This is a genomic window from Mesorhizobium sp. M0518 (assembly GCF_040321125.1).
Lineage (GTDB): Bacteria > Pseudomonadota > Alphaproteobacteria > Rhizobiales > Rhizobiaceae > Mesorhizobium.
The window spans coordinates 112672-137683 of the sequence record NZ_JAMYQY010000007.1 but is presented as its reverse complement, the minus strand read 5'-3'; the positions used below and the strand labels follow the sequence as shown (position 1 = coordinate 137683).

The 25012-nt window shown below is 63.6% G+C and carries 23 protein-coding genes; 13 read left to right on the top strand and 10 right to left on the bottom strand.

Going from position 1 to position 25012, the window contains the following annotated elements; all coding sequences use genetic code 11:
• Nucleotides 1-30 precede the first annotated feature (30 nt).
• The 8 genes from NKI66_RS12445 (at nt 31) to NKI66_RS12410 (ending at nt 7222) form a co-directional block, all read left to right on the top strand.
• Complete coding sequence (locus NKI66_RS12445) at nt 31-1674, top strand: dihydroxyacetone kinase subunit DhaK (RefSeq protein WP_352751750.1); 1644 nt, start codon at nt 31-33, stop codon at nt 1672-1674.
• Between the two features lie 72 nt (nt 1675-1746).
• Nucleotides 1747-2349 (top strand): dihydroxyacetone kinase subunit DhaL, encoded by a 603-nt coding sequence (dhaL, locus tag NKI66_RS12440; RefSeq protein ID WP_352751748.1) that lies wholly within the window; start codon nt 1747-1749, stop codon nt 2347-2349.
• On the top strand, nt 2346-2735 hold the full coding sequence (gene dhaM / locus NKI66_RS12435) for a dihydroxyacetone kinase phosphoryl donor subunit DhaM (RefSeq protein ID WP_013528085.1): 390 nt from the start codon (nt 2346-2348) through the stop codon (nt 2733-2735). The genes dhaL and dhaM overlap by 4 nt, the downstream gene beginning before the upstream one ends.
• Nucleotides 2736-2756: 21 nt before the next feature.
• Complete coding sequence (locus NKI66_RS12430) at nt 2757-3059, top strand: HPr family phosphocarrier protein (protein WP_023811613.1); 303 nt, start codon at nt 2757-2759, stop codon at nt 3057-3059.
• On the top strand, nt 3043-4629 hold the full coding sequence (gene ptsP / locus NKI66_RS12425) for a phosphoenolpyruvate--protein phosphotransferase (RefSeq protein WP_023811612.1): 1587 nt from the start codon (nt 3043-3045) through the stop codon (nt 4627-4629). The genes NKI66_RS12430 and ptsP overlap by 17 nt, the downstream gene beginning before the upstream one ends.
• Nucleotides 4630-4640: 11 nt before the next feature.
• Nucleotides 4641-5063 (top strand): hypothetical protein, encoded by a 423-nt coding sequence (locus NKI66_RS12420; RefSeq protein ID WP_128302874.1) that lies wholly within the window; start codon nt 4641-4643, stop codon nt 5061-5063.
• 89 nt (nt 5064-5152) lie between these two features.
• Nucleotides 5153-6139 (top strand): dihydroxyacetone kinase subunit DhaK, encoded by a 987-nt coding sequence (dhaK, locus tag NKI66_RS12415; protein ID WP_023811610.1) that lies wholly within the window; start codon nt 5153-5155, stop codon nt 6137-6139.
• Nucleotides 6140-6202: 63 nt separating this feature from the next.
• A complete protein-coding gene (locus tag NKI66_RS12410; RefSeq protein ID WP_023811609.1) occupies nt 6203-7222 on the top strand; it encodes a nucleotidyltransferase family protein in 1020 nt (339 codons plus the stop codon).
• A 7-nt stretch (nt 7223-7229) separates the two neighbouring features.
• On the opposite strand, the gene NKI66_RS12405 is transcribed toward NKI66_RS12410, so the two are convergent.
• From NKI66_RS12405 to NKI66_RS12390, 4 genes are all read right to left on the bottom strand, one after another.
• A complete protein-coding gene (locus NKI66_RS12405; protein ID WP_023811608.1) occupies nt 7230-8207 on the bottom strand; it encodes a phosphoenolpyruvate carboxykinase (ATP) in 978 nt (325 codons plus the stop codon).
• Nucleotides 8204-8638: a lasso peptide biosynthesis B2 protein gene (locus tag NKI66_RS12400; protein WP_352751746.1), complete on the bottom strand. Its 435-nt coding sequence runs from the start codon at nt 8636-8638 to the stop codon at nt 8204-8206. Before NKI66_RS12400 ends, NKI66_RS12405 begins: the two co-directional genes overlap by 4 nt.
• Nucleotides 8638-8922, bottom strand: a complete 285-nt coding sequence (locus NKI66_RS12395; RefSeq protein ID WP_013528093.1) for a PqqD family protein — start codon at nt 8920-8922, stop codon at nt 8638-8640. The genes NKI66_RS12400 and NKI66_RS12395 overlap by 1 nt, the downstream gene beginning before the upstream one ends.
• A gap of 445 nt (nt 8923-9367) precedes the next feature.
• Nucleotides 9368-10150 carry a DUF2259 domain-containing protein gene (locus tag NKI66_RS12390; RefSeq protein WP_352751744.1) on the bottom strand — a complete coding sequence of 261 codons (783 nt, stop codon included), beginning with the start codon at nt 10148-10150 and terminating at the stop codon, nt 9368-9370.
• Between the two features lie 209 nt (nt 10151-10359).
• Between NKI66_RS12390 and NKI66_RS12385 the strand changes: the two genes are divergently transcribed.
• From NKI66_RS12385 to NKI66_RS12375, 3 genes are all read left to right on the top strand, one after another.
• Nucleotides 10360-12267: a propionyl-CoA synthetase gene (locus NKI66_RS12385; RefSeq protein WP_023811605.1), complete on the top strand. Its 1908-nt coding sequence runs from the start codon at nt 10360-10362 to the stop codon at nt 12265-12267.
• A gap of 115 nt (nt 12268-12382) precedes the next feature.
• Nucleotides 12383-13465: an acyltransferase family protein gene (locus tag NKI66_RS12380; RefSeq protein ID WP_023811604.1), complete on the top strand. Its 1083-nt coding sequence runs from the start codon at nt 12383-12385 to the stop codon at nt 13463-13465.
• Nucleotides 13466-13701: 236 nt separating this feature from the next.
• Nucleotides 13702-14460 (top strand): metallophosphoesterase family protein, encoded by a 759-nt coding sequence (locus NKI66_RS12375; protein ID WP_023811603.1) that lies wholly within the window; start codon nt 13702-13704, stop codon nt 14458-14460.
• Between the two features lie 74 nt (nt 14461-14534).
• Here NKI66_RS12375 and NKI66_RS12370 read toward each other — a convergent pair whose 3' ends face one another.
• From NKI66_RS12370 to NKI66_RS12345, 6 genes are all read right to left on the bottom strand, one after another.
• Nucleotides 14535-16922: a polysaccharide biosynthesis tyrosine autokinase gene (locus tag NKI66_RS12370; RefSeq protein WP_023811602.1), complete on the bottom strand. Its 2388-nt coding sequence runs from the start codon at nt 16920-16922 to the stop codon at nt 14535-14537.
• Nucleotides 16923-17147: 225 nt separating this feature from the next.
• Nucleotides 17148-18044, bottom strand: a complete 897-nt coding sequence (locus NKI66_RS12365; protein WP_013528099.1) for a UTP--glucose-1-phosphate uridylyltransferase — start codon at nt 18042-18044, stop codon at nt 17148-17150.
• A 74-nt stretch (nt 18045-18118) separates the two neighbouring features.
• Nucleotides 18119-19087 (bottom strand): glycosyltransferase family 2 protein, encoded by a 969-nt coding sequence (locus tag NKI66_RS12360; RefSeq protein ID WP_023811601.1) that lies wholly within the window; start codon nt 19085-19087, stop codon nt 18119-18121.
• Nucleotides 19077-20027 (bottom strand): glycosyltransferase family 2 protein, encoded by a 951-nt coding sequence (locus NKI66_RS12355; protein WP_023811600.1) that lies wholly within the window; start codon nt 20025-20027, stop codon nt 19077-19079. Before NKI66_RS12355 ends, NKI66_RS12360 begins: the two co-directional genes overlap by 11 nt.
• Entirely contained in the window at nt 20027-21022 is a 996-nt protein-coding gene (locus NKI66_RS12350; protein WP_023811599.1) for a glycosyltransferase family 2 protein, read from the bottom strand. Before NKI66_RS12350 ends, NKI66_RS12355 begins: the two co-directional genes overlap by 1 nt.
• 40 nt (nt 21023-21062) lie before the next feature.
• Nucleotides 21063-22235 (bottom strand): glycosyltransferase family protein, encoded by a 1173-nt coding sequence (locus NKI66_RS12345; protein WP_023811598.1) that lies wholly within the window; start codon nt 22233-22235, stop codon nt 21063-21065.
• A 184-nt stretch (nt 22236-22419) separates the two neighbouring features.
• On the opposite strand from NKI66_RS12345, the gene NKI66_RS12340 reads away from it, so the two are divergent.
• Nucleotides 22420-23916 (top strand): lipopolysaccharide biosynthesis protein, encoded by a 1497-nt coding sequence (locus NKI66_RS12340; protein WP_023811597.1) that lies wholly within the window; start codon nt 22420-22422, stop codon nt 23914-23916.
• Nucleotides 23917-23968: 52 nt separating this feature from the next.
• Nucleotides 23969-24991 (top strand): phosphoribosyltransferase family protein, encoded by a 1023-nt coding sequence (locus NKI66_RS12335; RefSeq protein ID WP_023811596.1) that lies wholly within the window; start codon nt 23969-23971, stop codon nt 24989-24991.
• Nucleotides 24992-25012 lie beyond the last annotated feature (21 nt).

Genomic DNA, 25012 nt, shown 5'->3' with positions numbered 1-25012 from the left:
TTTTGACTTTGCCAGTACGGGACGAATTCGATGAAGCACTTTTTCAATCGCAGGGAAACGATCGTCACCGAGGCGCTCGACGGCCTGTTACGGACCATTGGCTCCGGCGATCTCGCGCGCCTCGACGGCTATCCCGAGATCAAGGTCATCCTGCGCACCGACTGGGACAGGACGAAAGTCAGCGTCGTCTCCGGCGGCGGGGCCGGGCACGAACCGTCCCATGCCGGCTTCGTCGGCAAGGGCATGCTGACGGCGGCGGTTTCGGGCGAGATCTTTGCCTCGCCAAGCGTCGAGGCGGTGCTGGCAGCGATTCGCGCGGTCACCGGTTCGGCCGGCTGCCTGCTGATCGTCAAGAACTACACCGGCGACCGTCTCAATTTCGGCCTCGCGGCAGAGAAGGCGCGCGCCGAGGGTTTTGCCGTCGAGATGGTGATCGTCGCCGACGACATCGCGCTGCCCGACATTGCCCAGCCGCGCGGCGTTGCCGGCACCTTGTTCGTCCACAAGATGTCAGGCCACCTGTCGGAGACCGGGCACGATCTTGCCGATATAGCGGCTGTCGCGCGAGCGGCAGCGAAGGACGTTGTTTCGCTCGGCATGTCGCTGTCGTCCTGCTCGATTCCCGGCCAGCCGCACGAAGACAGGTTCGGCGAGAACGATGGCGAGCTCGGCCTCGGCATCCATGGCGAGCCGGGCGTCGAGCGGATTGCGGTGCAGAGCGCCGACAGGCTGGTGGCGATCATGGCGGCGCGCCTAGCGGCACGGCTTGATCCCAAGGCCGGCCACGCCTTGCTGATCAATAATCTCGGTTCGGTGCCGCCGCTCGAAATGTCCGTTATCGCCAACGCAGTGCTTGCCTCGCCGCTGGCCAAAACCATCAAGCTGGCGATCGGCCCGGGCCCGCTGATGACGGCGCTCAACATGAACGGCTTCTCGCTGTCGCTGATCCGGCTCGACCCCGCGCGCGAGACGGCCTTGCAGGCGCCGGTCGGTCCGCACGCCTGGATGCCGGCAAAGCCGGTTGTGCCGCCTGCCGTGGTGCCGATGGCGAAAGCGGCCGGACAGAGCGCGGCACGCAAGCCCAGCCAGGATGCACGGACCCGCTCTCTTCTCGTCACCATCTGCGAACGACTGATCGCGCTGGAAACCACGTTGAACGGGCTCGACGCCAAGGCGGGCGACGGCGACACGGGCTCGACGGTGGCGACCGGCGCGCGCAGCATCCTCGAGCGGCTTGATGCGCTGCCGCTTGCCGAGCCGGCGGCGACCCTTGGCGCGATGGGCGACATTCTGAGCGCCTCGATGGGCGGCTCCAGCGGCGTGCTGCTGTCGATCTTCTTCACGGCGGCGGCGCAGGCTCTGGATAGCGGCGCGAGCTTGGCCAAGGCGCTGCTTGCCGGCCTTGAGCGGATGACCTTTTATGGCGGCGCAAGGATGGGGGATCGTACAATGGTCGATGCCCTGGAGCCTGCCCTCAGAGCGCTCGATGCCAAGAGCCTGGACGAAGCGGCTATCGCGGCTCGCCATGGTGCCGAGGCCACCGCTGCCATGGACAGGGCAAAATCCGGGCGGTCCGCCTATGTCGGCAGCAAGCTGCAAGGCGTGGCCGACCCCGGCGCCTATGCAGTGGCCGAGGTTTTCGCGGCGGCGGCCGCGCTCCACGAAGCGGCCTGATTCATGCTCCAGTTGTCGAATGAGCGTTCTTTCGATACTGCGGGCGGCATGGAAACCGGGAATGCGGGTGACATGGCGGCATTGAACCTTGCCCGGCTGATCGCGGCCGCTGCGGATACCATTGCCGCTCACGCCGAGGAGTTGACGGCGCTCGACCAGGCGATCGGCGACGGCGACCACGGGCTGAACATGAAGCGCGGCTTCGAGGCCGTGCGCGCCGAAGCCGAAGCATTTTCGGCCAAACCGCTGCCCGATGCCCTGAAGGCGATCGGCACCAAGCTGGTGATGACGGTCGGCGGCGCCTCCGGCCCGCTATTCGGCACCCTGTTCCTGGCGCTCGGCAAGGAGATTTCAGCGGCGCCTGATCGCGCCAATCTGACGGCAGCGTTCGGCAAGGCGATCGAAGCGGTGGCCGCGCGGGGCAAATCGCAGATCGGACAAAAAACCCTGCTCGACGTGCTGCAGCCGGTGCATGACGCGCTGCTGCAGGGAAAGACAGCTCTTGAAATCGCCGATATCGCCGACGCGGCGGCCGAGGCGACCGTGCCTATGAAAGCCTTGCGTGGCCGCGCCTCGTTCCTTGGCGACCGCTCGATCGGCCACATGGATGCCGGTGCACGTTCGACCGCGCTTCTGGTGCGCACGATCGTCGAAACGTTGGAAGGTCAGCCATGAGCAATGTCGGCATCGTCATCGTTTCGCATTCGCCGCTGGTTGCCGAGGGCACGGCCGACATGGTGCGCCAGATGGTGGGCGACGAAGTGCCGCTTGCATGGTGCGGCGGAAACGGCCATGGCGGGCTCGGCACCAATGTCGAGGCGATCATGGGCGCCATCGACAAGGCCTGGTCGGAAGCCGGTGTCGCCATTCTGGTCGATCTCGGCGGTGCCGAGACCAACTCGGAAATGGCGGTGGAGATGATCGGCGAGCCACGCTCGCACAAGATCATCGTCTGCAACGCCCCGATCGTCGAAGGCGCGGTGATGGCGGCGACCGAGGCCTCAGGCGGCGCCTCGCTCAGGGAAGTGGTGGCGACGGCGCACGAATTGTCGCCGTCGTGAGTGAACGGGAAGCTTGAAGACATGTCCGCATCCGCCGAAGCGACCGTTGTCGTCACCCACGAGGTGGGCCTGCACGCGCGTCCTTCGGTGAAGTTCACCAAGCTGGCCAAGACTTTCGCCGCCGAGGTGGAAATAGCGCTGGCCGCCAACGGGCCATGGTTCGACGCCAAGAGCATCGTCAAGGTGATGGCGGCCAAGGCGCCGAAAGGCACGCTGCTGCATATCAGGGCCAGCGGCGACGGCGCCGATGATGCCGTCGATGCGCTGGTCGAGCTGGTGCGCCGCGATTTCGACGAAGGCACGGACCATGTCCGAACCGCTTAGGCTGCAAGGCATTTCGGCCTCGGCCGGCTATGCCGAAGGGCCGCTGTTCGATCTCGACCAGACTGTCGGCTCCTATGTCGGCAAAGAAACGGCCGACGACGAGAAGGCGGCGCTCGAAACCGCAATCGCCATCGCGGCGGGCCGCCTCACCGCATTGATAGACGCGGCTGAAGGCGACGCCGCCGACATCCTCGAGTTCCAGATCGCCATGCTGGAAGATGATGCGCTGAGCAGCCTGGCCTTTGCCGCTATCCACGCCGGCCAGCCGGCCGATCAGGCATGGCGGCAGGCGCTCGACGCCGAAATCGCCGGCTACGATGCTTCCGACCAGGATTACTTTCGCGCACGTGCCGCCGACATACGCGACATCAGGGATCAGGTGCTGCGGGCACTGACCGAGGCTGGTGACGTCCAGGTTCCAGCCGGCGCCATTCTCTACGGCGAGGACATCGCGCCGACGCGCTTTCTCGAAACCGACTGGAGCAGCGGCGGCGGCATCGCGCTGAAGGCGGGCAGCACAGCCAGCCACGTCGCCATGCTGGCGCGCTCGCGCGGCGTGCCCATGATAGTCGGGCTTGGTGCTTTGCCGGCTCACTTTGCCGGCATTGTACTGCTCGATGCCGAACATGGCGGCATCGTGCTGTTGCCGTCCAAGGCTGAAATCGACGCCTTCCGCCAATTGTCTTCGTCGTTCACGGTGCGCCGCGACCAAGCCGGGACTTTCCTGGCGCGGCCGGCGGCGACCAGGACCGGCACGCCGGTACGCGTGCAGGTCAACATCGCCGACCCGTCCGAAGTCGACGGCATCGACATCGCCACCTGCGACGGTGTCGGCCTGATGCGCACCGAATTCCTGTTCGGCAAGTCGCTGCCGGATGAGGAGACGCAGTATCGCGCCTACCGCAAGGTGCTGGAGTGGGCCGGCGACAAGCCGGTGACGATCCGCACCGTCGATGCCGGCGGCGACAAGCCGGTGCCAGGCTTCACGGTCGACGAGAGCAATCCGTTCCTCGGCCAACGCGGAATCAGGCTGTCGCTGGCAAGACCGGAGGTGTTTCGTGTACAGATCCGTGCGCTGCTGCGCGCCGCCGTGCATGGCAGTCTGAAAGTGATGTTCCCGATGATCGCCATTGTGGAGGAATACCGACAGGCTGCGGCGATGTTCGCCGAGGAACAGGCAGCACTTGCCGCGCGCGGTATCGCGAACAAGATGCCGCCGCTCGGCATCATGGTCGAGGTGCCTTCGGTGGCGATCGTGCCGGAAGCCTTTACAGAGGCCGCCTTCTTCTCGATCGGTTCCAACGACCTCACCCAATATGTCATGGCGGCCGCCCGCGACAACGCTGCCGTGGCCCATCTCAATTCGGTCCGTCATCCAGCCGTGCTGCGGCTGATCGCTGCCGTGACCGCGTTTGGCGAACGAGAAAAAATACCGGTCAGCCTGTGCGGCGATGCCGGCGGCGATCCCGCCTCGATACCGTCACTGCTCGAGGCCGGCCTGCGCGATCTTTCCGTCGCTCCGGCGCAACTCGCCATGGCCAAGGCAGCCATCGCGGACGTTTCTGTCTAGGCGCGGCTGGCATGGTCGACATCAAACCCGAACCTGGCTCCGAGGAGGCGATCCGCGCCTACAAGACGATCCTGTCGCACGTCATCGACCAGCGCCCATCCGGCATGCGCCAGCGCCTTGCCGATGCGCTTGGCAAGCACCGCAGCTTCGTCACGCAGATTTCCAGCCCGGCCTATTCGATCCCGATTCCGTCAAAACATTTGCCGGCTATCTTTTCGGTGTGCCATTTCAGCCCGGCCGAGCGTGACCAGTTTCTCGCCGCCTACCATCAGGCGCATCCGGGAAAAATGTCGATCGCATCAGGCATGCGCAAGACGCGGCATGTCTCGCTGATCGTGCCGGATTTCGGCGACGACAAGCAGAACGCCGCGCTCGACAAAGCGGTAAACGACTTCATCCAGAAGATCACCAGCATCACTGGCAAGGGTAGCTGATCGAACGCTTTGTTTTACGCAATTCCGGAAAAAACGCGACACACTTTTCCTGGAATTGTTTGGAAGGCCTATTTCCGGAGGAGACGATCGTGAAGAAGTTCATGAACTCGGTGGACACGGTGCTGACCGAGAGCCTCGACGGATTCGTGGCCGCCCATGCCGACATCCTGGTGCTTGGCGACGCGCACAAATTCATCCGGCGCAAGACCTTGCGGCCGGGCAAGGTGGCGCTGATCTCGGGCGGCGGCTCCGGCCACGAGCCGCTGCATGGCGGCTTTGTCGGTCACGGCATGCTGGACGCCGCCTGCCCCGGCCAGGTGTTCACCTCGCCGACACCGGACCAGATGCTGGCGGCGGCGCAAGCCGTCGACACCGGCGCCGGCTGCCTGTTCATCGTCAAGAACTATGAGGGCGACGTGATGAACTTCGACATGGCGGCCGAGATGTCGGACGGCGTCCAGCAGATCGTGACCAATGACGATGTCGCCGTCGAGAATTCTTCTTATACGACGGGCCGGCGTGGCGTCGCCGGCACGCTGGTGGTGGAAAAGATCGTCGGCGCGGCGGCCGAACATGGCCTGGCGCTGGCGCCGTTGAAGGCGCTGGGCGACCGCGTCAACACGGCAACCCGCTCGATGGGCGTGGCGCTGACCAGTTGCACGGTGCCGGCGGCGGGCAAGCCGACTTTCGGCATCGGCGACGGCGAGATGGAATTCGGCGTCGGCATCCATGGCGAGCCCGGCCGCCGGCGCGACACGTTGAAAAGCGCCGATGCGATCGCGCAGGAGATTTGTGCCGCGATCCTGGGCGATCTCGGCGACAAGGCGAAAGGCCCGGCGCTGCTGTTCGTCAACGGCTTCGGCGGCACGCCGCTGATGGAACTCTATCTGATGTACAACAGCGCACGGCTGATCTTCGAGAAGCGTGGCGTGACGGTGGCCCGTTCGCTGGTCGGCTGCTACGTCACTTCGCTCGACATGGCCGGCTGCTCGATCACGCTGACCATGCTCGACGACGAGACGACCGGATTTTGGGATGCGCCGGTACACACGGCAGCGCTGCGCTGGGGTATGTAAAGCTGGCTTCCACCCTGCTTTTCTGCAACATCTTTCCCTTCAATCGCAACATTGTCCGGGTTGATGCTGCCACCGCTTACCCCTGCCGAAGAAAAGCTGCTGCTGCGCTACGCAGATCCGGAAGCGCCGACTGTCGACGTCGATAATTTGTCGGCAAAGACGCTGATGTCGCTGCTCGACAACGCCGAATTCCATGGCGTCCTGCCGATCATGCTGCGCAAGCTCAGCGGCGACGCGCAACTGCCATCGGATCAGGAGTTGGGAGACAAACTGGAGGACCTGCGCCAGAAAGCGACGATCGCCACCGGCCAGTCGATGCTGTTGAAGTATCATGGCGACCGCATCATGAAGGGACTGGCGGCGGACAATATTCCGGCGCGGATCGTCAAGGGGCCGGCCTTCGCGCGAAAGCTCTACCGCAACGTCGCCGACAGGCCGTTCACCGATATCGACATCCTCGTCGAACCCGCCAATCTGGCCAGGGCAAACCGGGTGATCGCGGCATGCGGCTTCGAGCTTGGCAGCAACGAGGCCGAATCCTACGAATTGCAGGAATTCAAATGGCTCGAAAAGGAGAATTCCAGCCTGCTGGTCGAACTGCATGGCGACCTCGTGCATGACACCGGCATGCGGCGGCGCCTGTCGCTGGGTTTCCCAGAATTGCGCGCCATTGACGGCGACGCGACCGACACGCCGGCGGCTCTTCTGACGATCGCCATCGTTCACGCCGCCGGCGGCCACAAATTCCACCGGCTGCAGCTTTGCGTCGACGTGCTGCAAGGGGTGCGGGCGCTGCAGTCGCCGGAAGCGGAAACATGCCTGTTCGATGCTGCCCGCATGACCGGCATCGAACTCGAACTGGCTGTTGTGCTCGATGTGACGGGCCAATTGTTCAAGGAGAGCCGAGCGCTTGAACTCGCCGCCCGGATCAAGCCCGATCTCTCGATACGGCTGGCCAAGCGGTTGATCACCACGAATACGCTGCTCGGCGTCAATTCCAGGGACAGACTGGGCTCGCGCCTGCGCCGCGACGCCTTCCGGTGGATCCAGAGATTGGCCAAGGCCAGGCCGCAAGTAGCCTGACTTGACGTCAATCCAGGGTGGCGCTGATCAGCGCCGCAGCGTCAGCCGGGCGCGCGCCCACCTCCAGCCGGAAGGTCGGCACCGCATTGACCAGCCCGCCGATGGTCGCCAGCCGGCGCTTCTGCATGGGCAGCAGCCCGGTCATGCCCGTGCGGACATTGTCCACTGCCAGCGCCACCATTGCGTCGGTCCCGGCCATGGCGACGAGCCGGGTCTGGCTGTCGGCGGAACGCGCCAGGTGCAGGAGGGCCGCCACCGGCCGGGCGGTCGCGTTTTCGACCCGAACGATCCCACTCAGCCTTTCAAGCGGGACGGGCTGTTCGCTGTTGCGATCCCACGTCTGGCCAAGGCATCGCGCCACCTGCGGGATCATTTCGGCAGTCTTCTGGTGGATTTTTACGGCGCGCGGCAAGCCCCAGGCGACGACCTTGCCAGAAGCGACATTCAGGATCATGGCGTCGTCGGAGCAGAGGCCAAAGCCCTGTGTTGCCAGCGCGAGCGACGTCGTGGTCTTGCCGGTGCCGCTCGGAGCATGGATCAGCACCACCGCATCGCTGTCCGGCAACGTCAAGCCGGCAGTGTGCAGCATATGCTGGCCACCGGCGTCGAGCGCGGCGTCGAGCACCAGCATTGCCGGTGTCCACGCGGCTTTCGCGCCAGGGCGGATCCGGAGTTCGGCCCAGCCCGCCACGCCATTGATGGCAACGGTCTGACGCTCGGGAAAGACCAGATGGATGATACCACCATCCTCGATCATCCGGCAGTGACCATCCTCCGGCACCTCGCCATCGAAGACGAGGGATCCGTTGGGTGCCTCGTCCAAGGTGACTGTCTCGGCGATCTCGAGACGAAAGTCCGGCTCGACGGGTTCCGCGATACGCAGGCTGCCCAGCATCCGGTCGAAATCCTGCCACAGCTCGGGGCGCTCGGCCGATATGCCAAGGATCAGGCCGTTGAGGCCATAGCAGGCTGAAGGTCTGGTCAAGCGGGGCGCGCCTTTACGGCATCGGCATGATGACGATAGATTTCGACCATGCCGGGAAGCTTGTCGCTGACCACCGGCGTGCCATCGAGGCAGACCCAGCAATGCGCTGCCAGGCGCTGCGCTTGCATCGACTGCGGATCGACGCCGAAGCGCAGGTCCGGATCGAAACCGGCTAGGCGCAGGAAACGATGACCTAGCAGACCCTCCCTCAGGCACCTGCGGTCACGCATCAGCCAGGGATGGCGGACGGCGCGGTTGACACTCGCGACGATGTAGGCGGACGGCAGACCGCGATAGGGCGTCGACGAGGCGAGCGGCGCCCATTTGAGCACCTCCTCGAAGCTCCGGTTGGTGACAAGGACCGGCATCAGCCGCGCGCTTGCCCAGAGATGGCAGCGAAACAGAGCGCGCAGGAGCGGGCCGTCAGCCATCAAGCACCTGGCGCGGCGAGGATACCTTCAGAGATCAGATCCGTGGCCAGTGCCGCCATGTCCTGATCGAGCGTCCCCTTGTCAACCTCGAACTCCTCGCAAAGCAGGTCGACGATCTGGTCGAGGTTGCGCGCGCCGTCCACCTTGTCGAGAAAGGCTTCGGTCGTGCCGTTGCATGTATAAAGCTGGCCGCTGCGCGCCAAAAGCACGACTGCGCCATCGCCCACATGCTGCACGGAGGCATCCTCGGCTAGCCGCAGAACGGTTCCAGAGACTATTTCCACCACGCCCCTCCAAGCCACGCTCATCCCGGAAATCAGATAGCGCGGAGGTGGAGCGCTGTCTATCAGCCGATCATGGGAGCCCAGTGCACCGGACCAACGGCTTTGCTGACAGATTCTCCGCCCCAGTCGCGTTAGAACCTGCTCGGTTGCGTCTTCCCGGCCGCATTCGTCCCAGAAATAGTCATCGGTGAAATGTGACAAGCAGCGGGCCGGCCGGCAGCGGACGTTGCATTTCTTCCCCTAAGTAAGATAAAACCTGTCCGGGTATTGGGGAGATAGCGTATGCGTTACAATTGGGAGCGAGCTCCGACGAGCTTCGAACGTCACAGAAAAGCGCTGGCTACAGCCATTTTGATCGCTGGCGGCATTGGCTTCATGCTTGTGGCCCTGCCGATCTAGAAACAACCTTCAGACACAGCGGCTGCCGGCGCCTGGGCGCAACCTCTCAGCGTGGCTGCCCGGTCACCGCGAGGAAGCGACGATCGCGCCCCTCGAAACCCTGGCTGAAACGCTGGACCAGCACGACGATCACCGCCGGCTTGCCGGCCGGGGTGAATTGGTAGGATTCCGACAGGCTGTAGGAGGTCGGGCAGTTTCTTGAGCCCGGCACGGTCTTGTCCTCGTGCAGGATCTTGATCGGCTTGCCATCCTGGCCTTGGAGCGTCAGCCGGAAGCCGAGCGCCTTGCCTGCCTTCTCACCTTGAAGTGGCTTTTCCCCTTGAAGTGCCTGGTCGCCTTGCTGCGTCGCATCGAAACTCGCCGAACAATCGGTCGCGCTGGCCGTCAGGATTTCGTCGAGCTGGATGGTCGAAATGCCTGTTTCGCCATGGAGCGGCGCCAGCCATTTCCGCGACACCTGTTCGAGGCGGGAGATGTCGTTGTAGGCAACCATTTCGCCCGGGAAGGTAAACTTGTCGGAAGCGGCCTGCTCGGCCACAGATGTGATCGCATATTGGGCGAGAACGGGCGCTGCCTGAGCGGCGGCCTGCGCCCTCGCCTGCTCCAGGGTCAGTGTCGCTTCCTCCGTCTCGTCGACGACGAGGATCGGCTTGCCGCCAACCACCTGATCCGTACGGGTATCGATGATATCGATCTGCGACCAGCCGGAGTCCGAGACACCGGCGTCGAGCGTTCCATATTGCTCGAAGGCGAAATAAGCGCCATCCGGCGAAAAGCCGATGATGTGCCGTGCCGCGGCATCGCCGGCTTCAGCGGTTCCGGTGGACATAGCAAGTAGGGCGCCCGTGACCGATGATTGCGCAAAGCGCCCGATGAACCGCACAGCAGCAAACATCACCAACCCCAATCCTGTCTCGCAATTCATAGCTGCTTGCCCCCAAGCGCCAGGTCGATGCCGTCGCCACAATGGCGTGGATTTGCGGCCAAGGTTAGAGCGCGCTATCTGGAAGGAAGAAAACATTTCCCGGGGAGGTACGGATGGCTTCACGCTATCACGAGGTCTATGAAGGCTGGAAGCGCGACCCGGAGCGCTTCTGGGCGGACGCGGCTAGCGGCATCGACTGGTATTCGCCCTGGGACAAGGTGTTCGACGCCGCGGCCGGCGTCTATGGCCGCTGGTTCACCGGCGCCACCTGCAACACCTGCTACAACGCCATCGACCGCCATGTCGCGGGCGGGCGCGCCGATCAGATCGCGCTGATCCATGACAGCGCCATCACAGGAATGGTCAGGAAGTTCACCTATGCCGAGCTGAAGCGCGAGGTAGTTGCACTCACCTCTGTGCTGAAGAATCGCGGCATCGGCAAGGGCGACCGCGTCATCATCTACATGCCGATGGTGGCCGAGGCGGCCATCGCCATGCTCGCCTGCGCCCGCATCGGCGCGGTGCATTCGGTGGTCTTCGGCGGCTTTGCCTCGCATGAGCTTGCCACCCGCATCGACGATGCCAGGCCGAAGCTGATCATTTCGGCATCCTGCGGCCTGGAGCCGGGCCGCGTCGTTGCCTACAAGCCGTTGCTCGACAAGGCGATAGAGATCTCCCGCCATAAGCCGGACGCCTGCCTGATCCTGCAGCGCGACCAGTTGCGCTGCGAGATGAAGGAGCATTTCGACATCGACTATGCCGATGCGGTCGCCCGCGAACGGGCAGCGGGCGCCAATGTCGATTGCGTGCCGGTGCTGGCCACCGATCCGCTCTACATCATCTACACATCGGGCACGACCGGCCAGCCCAAGGGCATCGTGCGCGACAATGGCGGCCACATGGTCGCGCTGAAATGGACGATGGAAAACGAGTTCGGCGTCAAGCCGGGCGAGGTGTTCTGGGCGGCGTCCGATGTCGGCTGGGTGGTCGGCCATTCCTACATCGTCTACGGACCGCTGCTGCATGGCTGCACCAGCATCCTGTTCGAGGGCAAGCCTGTCGGCACGCCCGATGCCGGCACCTACTGGCGGGTGATAGCGGAGCATGGCGTGGTCGCGCTGTTCACCGCGCCGACCGCATTCCGCGCCATCAAGGGGCAGGACCCGAAGGGCGAGTTCATTGCCAAACACGACCTCTCGAAATTCCGCACGCTGTTTCTTGCCGGCGAGCGCGCCGACCCGGAAACCATCAAATGGGCGGAGCAGAAGCTAGGTGTGCCTGTGGTCGACCATTGGTGGCAAACCGAGACCGGCTCGCCGATGACGATCAATCCCGCCGGCCTTGGCCTGTTGCCGGTGAAATACGGCTCGCCCGGCGTGCCGATGCCCGGCTACGACATCCGCGTGCTCGACGATGCTGGCCATCAGGTGCCTCGCGGCACACTGGGCAATGTGGTGGTCAAACTGCCGCTGCCGGCCGGCTGCCTGCCGACGCTGTGGCATGCCGACGCACGGTTCCGCCAAGCCTATCTCGACGAGTTCCCCGGCTTCTACAAGACGGCGGATGCCGGTATGGTCGACGACGACGGCTATCTCTACGTCATGGCCCGCACCGACGACATCATCAATGTCGCCGGCCACCGGCTCTCCACCGGCGCCATGGAAGAGGTGCTTTCGGCCCATCCCGATGTCGCCGAATGCGCGGTCATCGGCATTGCCGACGCCATGAAGGGCCAGGTTCCGCTGGGCTTCGTGGTGTTGAACGCAGGTGTAACCCGCGATGTCGGCTCCATCGAGAACGAGGTGGTCGGCCTGGTGCGCGAACGCATCGGCCCGGTAGCCGCCTTCAAGACGGTGGTGACGATCAAGCGCCTGCCCAAGACGCGTTCGGGCAAGATCCTGCGCGGCACCATGCAGAAGATCGCCGACAAGGAAGAATGGACCATGCCGGCGACGATCGACGATCCGATCATCCTCGAGGAGATCACCAAGGCCCTGAAGGACCGTGGGATCGGCCTTTGAGCGGCTGAAGGCTTTGGCTTGTCGAGGCCGCTTTTCGGATCGACGAGCAATCTTTTATTGTGCAACGCAGCAATGCGCCCTACAGTGCTTGCGGGGGGCCATCGACACAGGTCGCATGGCTCAAAAGAAGATTACATTTGGCGGCGTCGACATCCTGCGCTTTCTCGCCGCCCTCATGGTCATGGTTTACCACTATGGCTTCTGGGTGTGGGCGTATCCGGACGGTGTTTCGGCGCGCGCGACGGGCGGCGTTCCCCCGCAGCCGGCAATAGGCGCCTGGGTCGAATCCGGCTGGGTCGGCGTCCAGATCTTCTTCGTCATCAGCGGTTTCGTCATCGCCTTCAGCGCCGAAAGGTCGACACCCCTACAGTTTTTCGAAGCAAGGGTGAAACGGCTGGCGCCGGCGGTTTGGATCTGCGCACCGGTCACGGCGGTGGTGCTGCTGCTTGTCGGCCTCAGTTGGCCGACCGATGCCGTTATCAGGCTCCTACGCACCGGCCTGTTCGTTCCGTACGCGCCTTGGGTGGACAGCGTCTACTGGACGCTGGGCATCGAGATCGCCTTCTATGCTATCGTCTGGATCTTACTCAGCCTTGGCCGCTTCCATCTGATGGAGATTGTGGCCGTCGCCATCGGCTTGGTCAGCACGCTGTTTTGGTGCCTGTATTACCCGCTCGGCTGGGCCGATCTTGCCGAAACACGCACGCTCGCCCTGCTTCTGGTGCATCACGGCGTTTTCTTCGCCACCGGCGTCATGCTGTGGCTGATGCGCTTCAAGGCGGTGACAGGCGCCCGACTTGCCTTCTGCGCCCTGTTCCTGGCCGGTGGTGTGCTGCAGATCGCTAGTTCGGTCGACGTTCATATCCTGAAGGTCGGGCGGGATATGCCGTTCGCGCCGCCGATCCTCATCTTCCTCATCGGCATCGCGCTGATGGCATGGTCGCTGCGGCTCGACCTTTCGTGGAGCGGCTGGCGCCGGATCGGCCTGATGACCTATCCGCTCTACCTGCTGCACGATGTCGTCGGCGCGGCCCTGCTCGGCATCCTGGTCCGCGCCGGTCTGCCACATCTGTTCTCGATGGCGGTCGTCGGCGCGACGATGATCGCGGCAAGCTGGCTGGTGGCGATCGAGGCCGAACCACGCATCCGGCTGCTGCTCGACCACACCGTTTTCCGTTATCGGCTCAAGGCAGCCTGACGACGATCCGGCATTACCGGCCCAACGGCCGACGTAAAGCATGTCGCGCCTGAGCGGATTCAGGCTTTGTTTCCACACAGGCCGTTCTTCCAAAACCGAGCTCATTTTTGGGCGACATGCATTGGCGGTCCCAACCCGGCGTGGTTGCATTTTCCACGATTGCGGAATTCTCCGTTTCGGGCAAGATATCAGGCGCTTATGCCTTCCGCATGAGAGTTCGCCTCGAGACGCCGCACGTGACCCTGTTCCAGCGAAAACCCCGCATCGCGGCGCGTCCGCGCCTGGATATCGACATGCAGGATGCCGTTGTCTACGCGATCGGCGACGTGCATGGCTGCTACAAGGAACTCCGCGCCCTGGAGCAGAACATCCTGCTCGATTCGCTGCGCTTCCAGAGCCGCAAGATCATCGTCATGCTTGGCGACTACATCGACCGGGGGCTCCAGTCGGCGCGGGTGCTCGATCACCTTCTGGCGCCGGCGCCGAAAGGGTTTCAGCGCATTTGTCTTGCGGGCAACCACGAAGTGGCCATGCTGAACTATCTCGACGGACATTTGTCGCGCGAGCCCTGGCTGGCGACGGGCGGCCTGCAAACCCTGTTTTCCTACGGCATCGATCCGGCGCGCCTCACCAGCCTCTACGGGAGCAGCGCGCAGATCGACAGGCGCATAAGGGAGATCATTCCAGAGGATCACGTCAGCTTCCTACGCGGGCTGCCGATCATGGTCCGCTCGCGGAAGTTCGTGTTCGTCCACGCCGGCATCAGGCCCGGCGTCGACCTTGCGGCGCAAACCGACCACGACCTAATTACCATCCGTTCGGACTTCTTCGAGGCAACACACCTGCTCGACCGCTGGGTGGTGCACGGGCATACGCCGGTGGATGTCCCGAAGCTCGAAGGGCGCCGGCTCGGCATCGACACAGCCGCCTTCCAGAGCGGACGCCTGACCGCCGTCAGGATCGCCGACAAGCAAGGCAGGCTGATCTTCTCCTGACGCATCGATGTTCAGGTGTGCTGACCTGAAGATCGATACACCTCAAAGTGGCCCCACGCGCGCAATGACCGATGTCAGACCGGCGCCTTGCCGCGCACTTCCGACTTTTCCAGATAGTAGCTCGAATATTTATCGAAGAACTTTTCCGAGCCACCGAACGATCCGTATTTGGCCAGTTTCTTCAAATCGACCTTGTTCAGCACCGCGCCGACGATCTTGTTGGCGACATAGGGTTCGGATTCCAGCATCGACCTGACCATCGCGCGAGGCGTGCGCCCCCACTCGGTGACCAGGACAAACCCGTCGACCAAGGGGGCGAAGGCCTTGGCGTCGACCACCGGTCCGAGCGGCGGCAGATCGACGACGATGTATTCGAACGTCTCCTTGGCGTTCTCGATGAAGCGCCGCATGCCGGCCGAGGAGAGAAGTTCGCTGGTATGCGAGAAGTGACCGCGCAGCACCGCCGGGATGATCGCCAGCTTCGTCTGCCTGTCGATCTTGCCGACAGACTGCCAAGTCTGGCCGCTGACAACCGCTTCCATCAAACCCTGCTCGGCTTCCATGCCAAGGCCCCGGCTGAGGCCGGGATTGCGCAAGTCGCCGTCGATCAGCAGCGTCTTGGCGCCATTGGCGGCAAGCAAGCCCGCGAGATTTGCCGCGACCGTCGACTTGCCCTCGCCGGGAAGCACCGAGATAATGCCGATGACGCGGCTGCCTTGCCCTTCCATCACGACGTCGAAGGCGATCTTGGCGCTGCGCAGCGTTTCGGAGAACATCGAGGCTGGAGAATCGATGCTGACCCGCATGCGCGCCCGCCTTTCGGCCGCCGACAGCGATTGAGTGGTCTTGGCGTCCACCTGGGTATCGCCCGGCTTTTCTTCCTTGCCGAGCTTGCCGCCGATCGTCGGCAGATAGCCGAGGAATTTCAGGTTGACGCGGTCGCGCACGTCCTCGCCGGTCCTGAAGAAGCGTTCGTTGAACTCGTTCAGCCCACCAAAGCCGGCGCCCATCAGCAGGCCAAGCACCAGCGAAAGTCCGAGCACGACGATGGTGCGCGGGCTTGACGCGGCAAACGGCATCGAGGCGTCCGAGATGATGCGGATTTTGCCGACCGGGAAGGATTGCTGCTGCGCGGCTTCCTCGTAACGACCCAGGAATGTCTGATAGAGCGTGGTGAGCGCCGTCGCCTGCTGATCGAGTTCACGCAGCTTGACTTGCGTCTGGTTGTCGACGGAACTCTTGCCTTGCGCGGCCGCGACGTTGGCCCTGAGCGCGGTCTCGCGTGCCTGCGCCACCTCATACTCGTTGCGATAGCTTTCGGTCAGCTGCTTCAGCTCGCCGAAAATCTGCGTCGATATGTCGGCCTTCTCCTTGGAGAGAGCCACCGCCTGCGGGTGCTCGGGGCCGAAATTCGCCTCGACGTCCTGCAGCCGCTTGGCCACTGTGAGGTAGCGGGTCTTGAGCGCCGATATGACCGAACTGCTTGGCTGGTCGCTCGATATGGCGGCATCCTTGAAGGCGTTTTCGGAGCCGCTGTCGACAATGGCCTTGTACTGCTGGTAGCGGGCGCTGGCGCGTGCGGTGTCGGCCTGCGCCACGATAAGCTGGGCGTTGAGGTCGGAAAGCTGCTTGTCGCTCATCAGCTGGCCATCGCTGTTGGCGGCCAGCCCATGTTCGGCCCTGAATTTCTCAACCGCGAGCGAAGCTGCCTGCGAACTCTGGCGCAGCTCCGTCAACCGGCCCTGCAGCCACACCGCAGCCCGCTCGGTGGCATCGAAGCTCGCATCGAGCTGATCGGCGAGATAGGCATCGGCATAGGCCTTGGTGATGGCGTTTGCCAAGGCCGGATCCGTCGCCTGATAGCCGAGCGCGATGACGTAGCTTCGGCCGACGCGTTCCGCCCGGATCTCGTTCTGCAGCTTGAGGATAGCGTAGTCGCGGCGCGACGTGGCGATCAGCGCATCGCGGGCGGCGGGGTCGAGCTTGCTGAAGTCGGCGCCACCCGGAAGGGAAGGGCTGGGGCGGACATACTGAATCACGCTGCGGATAAGGCCTATGCCTTGGGCAAGCGCCGACTGGGGCGGATTCATGAACGTGTCGTTCTGGTCGAGCTTCAGCTTGTCGACGACCACGGCGGCAAGCCGCGTCGAGGTCAGGATCTCGATCTGGCTCAGGATGGCGGAATCGGTCTGCATGGTTGTCGACGCCGCCGAGATATCGTCGACAATCTTGTTCAAGCCTTCGTCGATCAGCACGCTCGCGACCGACTGATATTTGGGCGGCGTTGTCTGCAAATAGAACAGGCCCAGGAAGAGACCGATGACGGCACACACGGCAACCACCTTGGCCTGCCGTGCGGCCATGCCAAGCAGCCGCTCGATATCGATGAAGTCTTCGCCGTCTCCTGCGTCCGAATTCGGCAATGGCATCCTCTTGTCGAGAGGAAAATTGGCATAATTCATCTTCGGTCCAATTCTAGAGCCGGTCCGTCGCAATGGGCTCTATCTCACTGTTTCAACATGATCTTTTCCGGAAACCGGGACCCACTTTCCGGGATCATGCCTTGGCTTGCAGGCGCCTCGAAGATCGGGAGCATCGCCAGAAGCGAAGCAAGCGTCGTGCCAGACGGCGAGAACCTGCCGGCCCCTCTTCGCCAGCCATCTGACCATGCTCCCGAAAGATGGGCATTATGCGGCTTCTTCCTGGCGTTCATGCGACCGGACGAACTCCTGAAGCATCTCGAAAACCGGACCCTTCATGTCATCGCGCGCCAGCGCGAAGGCGATGTTGGCCTGGATGAACCCTTCCTTGGAACCACAGTCGAACATGCGGCCGAGGAAAGGCTGGGCGAAGAACGGCTGATCCTTCGACAGACGAACCATGGCATCCGTCAACTGGATCTCGTTGCCGGCGCCGCGCTGCTGATTGCCCAGAAGAGCGAAAATCTCGGGCTGCAGGATGTAGCGGCCGTTGATGTAGAAGTTCGACGGCGCATTGGCCGGCGCCGGCTTCTCGACCATGGCCGTCACCTCGAAACCGCCACCGATCTCGGCGCCACGGCCAACGATGCCGTATTTGTTGGTCTCGCTCGGTTCGCAACGCTCGACGGCGATCACGTTGCCGCCCGTGCGCTCATAAAGCTCGACGGTTTCGGCTAGGCATCCGCGCCCGCCGAAGGACACCATGTCCGGCAGCAGCAAGGCAAAGGGCTCGTTGCCGATAACCTCGCGCGCGCACCAGACGGCATGGCCGAGGCCTTGCGGCGATTGCTGGCGGATGAAGCTGGTGGCACCGGCCACAGGCAGCATGCTTTCGAGCGCCTCCAGCTGGGTCTTCTTGCCGGTCTGCTCCAGGGTGCCGATCAATTCCGGATGCAGGTCGAAATAGTCCTCGATCACCGCCTTGTTGCGACCGGTCACGAAGACGATGTGCTCGATGCCCGCTTCGAAGGCCTCGTCCACCGCATATTGCACGACAGGCCTGTCGACCACGGGAAGCATTTCCTTCGGCATCGACTTGGTCGCCGGCAGGAACCGTGTTCCAAGCCCCGCCACCGGTATCACGGCCTTCCTGATTTTCTTCATCGCAAATTCCTTCTGAGGAGATCGACTTCAGTCCATTCACAGGCCACGAAAAATCCCTCCATGTGCCTGCATCTTCACCTCCCCGCCCCAACGGCAAATTGTGCCGCTATTCTTCGCAACCGCACGGCGATCGGCATGCCCATATGCCTGACCGCCGCCGGGTCGCTGAGCGCTGTCCGGATCGCCTTGAGCGGGGACCGCGCCTTGATGTGCTGTACCAGTGACAGAAACGATGCCGCCTTGCGCAGGCTGCGGCCGCGCCGGGCAAACGCGGCCTGCGCGGCCTCATCCATCCGATGGGTTTGAGCGAACACGGCATCCGCCCTGCGCATCGCTTCGACGTGGTGAAGCTCGAGCACGCGCGAAATGGAGCCGCTGCGAATATGGTAGACATAGCCGATATCGGGCTCGACCACGCATTTGCCGCCCTTGGCCAGGGCTTCGGCAAACAGGACGTAGTCTTCGCCGATCCTCAGCTTTTCGTCGTAGCGAAGCCGGTTTTCGTTCAGGAACTCGCGCTGGAAGATCGGCTTGAGATAGCCGAGGTTGAACTTGGATTCGAAGACAACGTTGCCGGCGATGTAGGTGGCCAGCGAAATCTCGCGCAAGCCTTCCAGATACTGCCGCGGAAACATCGCGTCCTCGATGACGCCATCTTCGCGAACGACCTGCAGATTGTCGACGGCGATCTGGGCATCCGCGCTTTCGGCACGAGCGATCATGGCCGCGAGCCGGCCGGGAAAGACCGCGTCGTCGGAATCGAGAACCGCGATCCATCTGCCTCGGGCGGCGTCGAGGCCGGCATTCCTGGCGCCGCCGGGGCCGCGGTTGCTGGCCAGGGCGACGACACGGACGATATCCCCTGGATAGGCCCGCGCCACGTCGAGCGTAGCATCGCGCGACTTGTCGTCGACGACGATGATTTCGACGCTGACACCCTTCTGGGCGATGGCGCTGGCAATCGCCCGATCAAGGGTCGCCTCGGCGTTGTAGGCGGCAATGACGAAGGAAACATCGGGGACAGAGCTGACGTCAGACTGCACGCTTGCCTCCCTCCTGTGGCGACGGCTGGCCATAGAGGCGGATTTCGCGGATGCCGACGAGGCCGCTGACGACACCGACATGCATAATGCCGCGCAGCACGCTGCGGTTCCTGCGGACCGGACTGACGACGACCGGAAGTGCCGAGGCGAAGCAATAGATGGCCTTTGCCGAGGCCAGGCCGACCTGCTTGACCAGGCCGATGCCGCTGGCGCTGCTGCCCAGGAGATGGCCATGCGTCTGGCCGACGCGGAAGCGGCGGCGGCCGAGCCAGTCGAATGCCGCCCTTGAGCGCGGCACCACCTCGTCGACCCAGGCCTCGGGCGAGAACGCGATGCGGCCGCCCGCCTTGTGCATCTGATCGAAGAATTCGGTGTCCTCGCCGCCGGTCTGGCCACGCGCCAGGCTGAAGCGGCGGCCGCGCAGGCTATCCGAGCCCATCCGCAGCAGAACATTGCAGGTGTAGCCGGTGCGGATCTCGCCGCGCACCCAGACGGGCAAGGTCGAATGGAAATCGCCGCGCCGCATCCAGTCCGGCGCATCTGGGCGATAGCGCGCCCTGACCGGGCCGAGCACGACGGCGACACCGCTTTGCTGCGCCATCACGACCAGTTCGGCGAGCCATTGATGCGTGGCCGTCTCGTCGTCATCGATGAAGGCGACGAAATCCGCTGTGCTCGCATCGAGGCAGGCATTGCGGGCGATCGAGATGTTGCGCGCCGGGGCATGCCGATAGTGGATCGGCACCGTCAATTCCCGCGACAGCGCCGCCACCAGGTCACGGGCCGTCGGGGTGTCGTCATTGTCGGCGACGATAATGCGGATATCGAATCCCGCCGGCATCTCCATGGCGTCGAGCGAGCGCAGCGTGTCAGCCAGCTCCGGCCGGCGGAACGTGCAGACGCCGATGTCGATGCTGCGGTTCTTTGCCGACACTGCCATCAGGCCACTCCGCGTCGCGAGCCGAGGCCGAGAAGCTGCAGCCAGAAGCCAACCGACCAGCCAAGATGCATGACCATGGCCGAGACACCGGCCAGCGCAACGTCAGCCTTGCGCTGGCGGATAGCCGCCACCAGTCCGTAGCCCAGGCACACCGACACCCACAGCAACAAAGGCACTGCCGCAATCCAATGCACGAAGGAGAAGGCCGCAAGAAGAACCACCGGGAACACCGCCAGCGGCACCATCTGCCGGATCTTTGGGATGACGCGGTGCTTCAGCACATTCTTGGCACGCCCGCGACCGTAGCCGAGATACTGGAAATAGAGGCCTGAGAGCGAGGCGCGCGGATAGTAGACCATCTGCGTCTTGCCACTCATCCAGATCTTGTAGCCGGCCTTGCGCAGGCGATAATCGAGCTCGGCGTCCTCGTTATGGCTGAACGTTTCGTCATAGCCGCCAACAGCGCCGAACGCCGATATCCGCATCAGTGCATGATGGCCGTGATCGATCCACTGTCCCTGCGAAAGATGCCTATGCTTCGAGCCGCCGGTGCCGAGCTTGGAGTTCTGCGCCGCAGCGGCCGCCTTCTGCACGGCACCGCTGCCGCTGGTCAGCATCGAAACGACAACCGAATCCGCTGATGTAGCCAGGGCTTCCTCGACCAGCCGGTCGCAATAATCGTCGGGATAACCGCCATGCGCATCGATGCGGATGAGATAGTCGGCACCATCGCCGAAGGTACCGACGGCGAGATTGATCGCCGCGCTCTGGATGCGCCGCTTGTTGTGGAGCAGGATAACCCGCGGGTCCTTGGCAATCACGTCCTCGACGATGGAAAGCGTGCCGTCGGTGCTGCCGCCATCGGCGACGATGATCCGGGCGCCAAGCCGGGCGGCCGCGGGCCGCAATTGATCGAGCAGCGCACCGATATGGGCGGCTTCATTCAGGCACGGAATAACGATCAGGTTGGATGAGGGTCTTTCGGTTTGCGTCATCAACCCCTGTCCATCTTGCCTCTGTCCATCCCCGGCCATCCTATGCCAATGCCTCGGCGGCAAAGGAGCCGGGCACGGCCGTCAGGCTGCGCAGCCGCTCGACAAGCGCCCGGCAGTCGCTGCGATCGTAGCTCCAGGTCCTCGGATTGCGCGCCAGAACACGCCCTTTCAGCCTGGCGAAGCGATGCTCTTCCATCTTGCCTAGCGCGGCTTCGAGTGCCTCGGGCGAAGCCTGCGGCAACAGCACGCCGATGTCCTGCTGTTTGAGGAACCGCCCGGTCTCGGTGTTGCCCATAGAGATCGGCACCGCGCCGAAACGGCAGCCTTCGTAGAGCCGGTTGGGCAGAAGCCATTCGGAGTTCTGCCCCGCTTCGAAGAAATCGATCGCCCAGGAAAAATGGACATCGTTGTAGATCGCCGCCATGTCTTCCGGATTGCGGTAGGGCCCGAGAAACGACAGCCACGGCTCGGCTTCGACAAAGCCGTGAAAGTCAGGGAATTCCGACAAAGCCGGACGTCCGCGCAGCACGATTTCAAAGCGGCCCTCCATGCGGCGGGAGAAATCGGCCAGCAGCTCGAGCGAGCGGCGGCAGCGCAGCGCACCGAACCAGCCGATCCGCCATGGCGGACCGGCCGGGCTCTCTTCAGCCTCCGGAGCGCCGGGCAAGATCGTCGCGGCCTCGAAATATTTGTTTTCGACCAGCTCGATGGGTGCCGCGACCTGGCCGAACGGCTTGAAATAATTGGCGATAAAGGCAGGAGAACTGGTCACCAGCAGCTTCACATCCCTGGCCAGAAAGCGTTCGGTGGCGCGCAGCGCCTTGCCCAGGACATCGTTGCGCAGCACAAGCCGATGAATGTCGAGGCACTCGTATACGATCGGGACCGATGCACCGAAGGCTGACCTGGCGCGGCGGGCAAGCGCCAGCATTTCCAGGTTGCGCGCGATGATGAGATCCGGTTTTGGCATGCCGCCAAGCTTCGAGCCTGTCGAAACGGCTGCTTTGGCGATGGCCGCGAGGCGTTGGCCGAATCGCCCGTCACGCGTCGCGCCGAGGTCGATCGGCCGCAGTCCCTCGATATCCGCAATCGGATTCGCGGTGCGACGGAAGCCGGCCAAAGTGACCTGGGCCCCACCTGCCCTGAGCATCGTGATCCGCCGGCGCACCGCCGGGTCGGAAACGTCGTGCACAAGGTACAAGACATGCAGCATAAACACTCGACCGCTGTTGGCCCACCCGAGGGAATGCTAGTACAGCTCTTGCTGCATCGCAACATTTTTGCTGCACACATCGACGTTTTCTGTTGCACTGCAAAATTATTGCCGTAGTTTGTAGTCGGCGGCGGTCGTGGATTTCGGGCTCGGAAATCCACGTAAAAAATCAGGAATCCTGAATTTGGAAGCCAATGCATTCGATCCGCCAGAAGGCTCCTTGCGCAAATCGGTTGGGCGCGGCGCGGTTGTCACGGCCATGGCGCAATCGGTGCGGGTCGCGACACAGATCCTGTCCGTCATCGTGCTGTCGCGGTTATTGTCGCCACAGGATTTCGGTGTCGTGGCGATGTGCGCGCCGGTGCTTGCCTTTATCGCCCTGTTCCAGGATTTCGGCCTGACCCAGGCGACGATCCAGAAATCAGGCATCCGGCATGAGGAGGTGAACTACCTCTTCTGGATCAATGTCGCCGTCAGCGCTATCCTGGCTTGCGTGCTTGCGGGTGCGGCGCCGCTGGTTGCTGCCTTCTACGGCGAGCCGCGCGTGACGGGCCTGGTGGCTGCGTTCGGGCTGCAGATCATGGCCTATGGGCTGGGCGCCCAGCATCTGGCGCTCTTGACACGCCGCATGCAGTTCGGCCGGCTGGCCGTCATCGACGTCGCCAGCGCCATTGCCGGGCTTGCGGTGTCGATCGCCTGGACCTTTATCGATCGCTCCTATTGGGCCCTGTTTGCCGGTACGCTGACCGGTGCCGTGTTGCCGACGCTCTGCTATTGGGCGAGCTCGCGCTGGCGTCCGGGCCTGCCGCGCAAGGTCGCCGGCATCGGCGAGCTGATCAATTTCGGCGCCGGCATCACCGGCTTCAACTTCGCCAATTTCTTTGCCCGCAACCTCGACAATGTGCTGATCGGCAAATATTGGGGCGAGGCGCAACTCGGCCTCTATGACCGCGCCTACAAGCTGCTTCTGTTTCCGTTGAGCCAGATCACCAACCCGCTGTCGAAGGTGATGGTTCCGGCGCTTTCCAGGCTTAAGGACGAGCCGGATCGCTACCGCAGCGCCTATCTGCGCGTCATGCCGCTGATCCTTCTGGTGGCGCTTCCCGGCGTCGCCTTCGCCACCGCGATGTCGGATGTGCTGATCCCCTTCGTGCTCGGCGAGCAATGGCGCGCAAGCGCCTCGATTTTCCTGGCGCTCGGCTTTGCCGGGCTGCTGCAGCCGCTCAACAATCCGGCCGGGTGGCTTTTCGTCAGCCAGGGCCGCTCCGGCGATTTCATGCGCTGGGGCATCATAACGGCCGTGACGTCGGTGCTGGCTTTCATGCTCGGCCTGCCCTATGGCGCGCTGGGCGTGGCGATCGCCTATGCGATCAGCGAATATCTGCGGACGCCGTTCCTGTGGCTTTATGTCGGCAGGAGCGGGCCGCTGCAGGCGCACCATGTGCTTCGCGCGGCAACGCCGTTCGTGCTTGGCGCCCATCTGGCGCTGGCCGTGATCTGGTTCATCAAGCCCCTGCTGCCCCAGCAGCATGTCGTCGCCCTGGCCAGCGGCGCCGTGCTCTCCTACCTCATCACCATCGTCATCGCACTGGCATTCGCCTCCGGCCGCGAAGCCTTGCGCGAGGCCCTCAAGATGCTGCCGGCAAGGCTGCCTGCGGCGGCGGCGCGCGAAGCGCAATAATTTGGGCGTCTTCGACTGCTACGGACATCTCCTCCAGGACCAGGTCTGAACCATGCACTACCGATCGATCTCCGATATGAACGACGCCATCGTCAGGGGCCTGCACCGGCTGCCGCGCGATATCGACCTCGTGGTCGGTGTGCCGAGAAGCGGCGTTTTGGCAGCGACGCTGGTCAGCCTTGCCGCGAACATCCCGATGACCGATCTCGACAGCTTCCTGGCAGGTCGGATCTATACGTCTGGCGTCACCAAGCGCCGTGCCGCTCTCGACCGCAAGGTTTCCGAGATGCGCAAGGTGCTGGTGATCGACGACAGCGTCGCCGGCGGCAACGCCATGCGCGACGCACGCGCCCGCATCCAGGCTTCGGGCATCGAGGCGGAGTTCACCTTTGCCGCCGTGTTCGGCCTTGAGCCCCAGCACCAGGAAACCGACCTCGTCTTCGAAGTCGTGCCGCATCCGCGCATGTTCCAGTGGAACTTCATGCATCATAAATTCCTGGCGCAATGCTGCGTCGATATTGACGGCGTGCTGTGCCTCGATCCGACAGAGGCGGAAAACGACGACGGCCCGGCCTATGAGAAATTCCTCAGCGAAGCGCGGCCGCTCCATGTCGCGACCCACAGGATCGGCTGGCTGGTCACCAGCCGGCTGGAGAAATACCGCGCGCTCACCGAGGCATGGCTCGCCAAGCATGAGATCAAATACGACCAGTTGATCATGCTCGATCTGCCGAGCAAGGCGGAACGGCAACGGCTCGGCGCGCATGGCAGTTTCAAGGCCGACTTCTACCGCAAGTCCGATGCCATCCTGTTCATCGAGAGCGAGCACGAACAGGCGCTGAGGATCACCGAACTGTCAGGCAAGCCGGTGCTGTGCGTGGAAACGCATATGGTCAGCTTTCCCAACACGCTGTCGCTGCCGGCACTTGGTCAGGCGGCCAGGAACCTGCCGGCAAGGCTGCGGCAGATCAAGTCGCAAGAGGGCCGCAAGAGCGCTGCCAAGACCATTGCCCGCGCCCTGCTTGGCGCCCGCGGCTACGAGACGCTGAAAAGCCGGGTCAAACGCCCGGCCTGACCTGCTCAGGCGGCGCCGTTA